The organism is Cytophagia bacterium CHB2, assembly GCA_030263535.1.
Lineage (GTDB): Bacteria > Zhuqueibacterota > Zhuqueibacteria > Zhuqueibacterales > Zhuqueibacteraceae > Coneutiohabitans.
On sequence record SZPB01000600.1, the window covers coordinates 1 to 2,348 of the forward strand.

2 protein-coding genes are annotated in these 2,348 nt (G+C 52.9%); both read right to left on the bottom strand.

All coding sequences use genetic code 11. From position 1 onward, the window contains the following. Positions 1 to 178: 178 nt before the first annotated feature. Positions 179 to 1,279: a DUF3810 domain-containing protein gene (locus tag FBQ85_29340; GenBank protein MDL1879236.1), complete on the bottom strand. Its 1,101-nt coding sequence runs from the start codon at positions 1,277 to 1,279 to the stop codon at positions 179 to 181. Between the two features lie 5 nt (positions 1,280 to 1,284). Then, positions 1,285 to 2,348 (bottom strand): ABC transporter ATP-binding protein (locus FBQ85_29345; GenBank protein ID MDL1879237.1); only part of this gene is annotated, 1,064 nt, incomplete at its 5' end.

Below are 2,348 nucleotides of genomic sequence, written 5' to 3' on the forward strand. Positions count from 1 at the left end.
AGAGATAGCCGCCGAAGTTGCCTGCGAAGCAAATGCGCCGGCGAAACAGGCTGCCGGAAAATGTTCGATTAACAGCGATCTGCCCAGTTAATTTCGAGGAAGTTTGAAAGCTTTTTCCTTCAGATATTCGTCTTGCCAACAAAGATGCCACGGCCAAGCCGTAGCGGAACGTCGCAAATTATCGAGGCTGTTCGCCGGGCTTCATTGGCCGCATTCTGTTTTGCATAAGCCCCTGTTGCGCTCGCCAGCGCATCATCAACTCCACGACTCCGCTATAATTTTGTATACCTTCCTGAATTTTATTGGCGCGCAAATAAGCGTCATAAGTTGCATGGCTCATGTCTGAAATTGTTCCCATGTATTTTTGATAACGCTGCCGTACTACTCGAAAGTCGGCGCGAACTTCCGGCCGGATCAGTTGGCGCAACGAGTCGGCCTCTGCAACCGCTGATGCGCGAGTCAAGAAACTGCCGAGCAAGGAAAAATAGCCCGAGTATTGCACCGAGGAATCTGCGCTGGCAAAGCACACCAGCGCTGCGAGAAAGTTTGCTTCAGCTTCGCGCGCAAAGCCCATTTGATGGGCCTTTTCATGCGCGAGCACGAACGGCAACTCGATTGGCAATAGCTCGGAGTTCAGATGGACTTCGTGAAAAAACGGTCCGAAAATGCCGGAGGTCAACGTGTAATTTAACACGGCAGGAACCAACAGAAGCTTGGGACGGCGCTTGCCCGGCGTCATGGGCAAATTCAAATCGAGCAAAACGCGGTGATAGCTTTGTTCGATTTTCTCATCAAGCTCGCGCAAAGACCAGTTAGGCATAGCGCGCCAATGCGCGTTGGCTGAGTTCAAGCACCACAATAAATTTTCTCGAAACCTCGCGCCAGAGATTTCTGCTTCTAGTTCGGTAAGGCCGAGTTGTTTGTCGAGTGGCAGGCGAAAATAATTATAGCCCCAACCGAGATAGAACCACGAAATGATAATGGCAACGAGCAGCGTAATTTTCTTGAGGCCGGATTCCCACAGTTTTTGTTTTAGGGTATGCGTGAGGATCACCACAAGCGAGATTGCAAATCCATACAGCGAAATTTCTGATAGCGAGAATGGCAGCGCCGAACTTGCCGTCGAGAGCAAGCCGGTCAGGCCAAAGTAGAGATGGCGCGTGTAAATCGTTTCAACGAATTGGGGATGGCGCGCGAGAACGGGAATGAGCAGCAAAAGCATCGCCGCCAAGGCGACTACAGCAAGGAAGCGCTTGGCGGATTTCGGTGTTCGGCTCATCGCGGCTAGCTGGCAATTCGCCGGGTGGTTTTCTCCTGCACTGCGAATTGCAGTTGATACAGGCGATAATAAATGCCGTGCAACGCCATCAATTCTTCATGCGTGCCAATCTCACGCACCTGGCCTTTGTGCATGACGATGACGCGATGAGCGTGCTGAATGGTGGAAAGACGGTGCGCGATGATCAGCGAGGTGCGGCCTTGCATCAGGCGTGCGAGCGCTGCTTGAATCAACAATTCTGTTTCGGTATCGACGCTCGAAGTGGCTTCGTCGAGAATGAGAATCGGCGGATCAAACGCGAGCGCGCGCGCAAAGGCAATCAACTGTTTTTGTCCGACGGAAAGCGAATTGCCGCGCTCCAGTACCGGCTCCTGAAATTTGTTGGGAAGTTGTTCGATAAATCGCAAGGCATTCACTTCCTGCGCGGCCTGCCGCACGCGTTCCGAAGAAATCGTGTGATTGCCGAGCCGGATGTTTTCTTCGATGGAATCGGCAAACAGAAAAACATCCTGCAATACCAAGCCAATTTGCGAACGCACGTGATACAGCGGCAATTCGTTTATGTCCTGGCCGTCGACCAAAATCTGGCCCTGCTGCGGCTTGTAAAACCGTGAGAGCAGGCTGATGATCGTGGTTTTGCCCGCGCCGGTCGCGCCCACAATCGCGATGGTTTCACCTGCCGCAATCTTGAATGAAGCATTTTTCAAGACGGTTTCATCGTCGCGATAGCCAAAAGTCACGTCGCGAAACTCGATTTCACCGCGCGCCCAACGGCCATTGCTTGCGATCAAATCCAAAGAAGATCCAGCCGGTTGCAGCGGTTTACGGTCGGAGGCCAGCTCATCCGGCTCGTCGAGAATCTTGAAAACCCGCTCCGCGCTCGCCATGGCGGTTTGCAGAATACCGTATTTCTCGGCAAGATCGCTGATGGGGCGAAAGAACATTTCAACATACATGATGAACGCCACCAGAGCGCCGAACGACAGCATGTTGCTGATCACCTGCCCGCCGCCGTACCAAATAATCAACGCGACTGCCAGCGCGCCGATGAATTCGACGATGGGGTAGA

Bases quoted from the DNA above. Each gene is read 5' to 3' on its own strand.
- FBQ85_29340 (MDL1879236.1), bottom strand. From the start codon at position 1,279: ATGAGCCGAACACCGAAATCCGCCAAGCGCTTCCTTGCTGTAGTCGCC.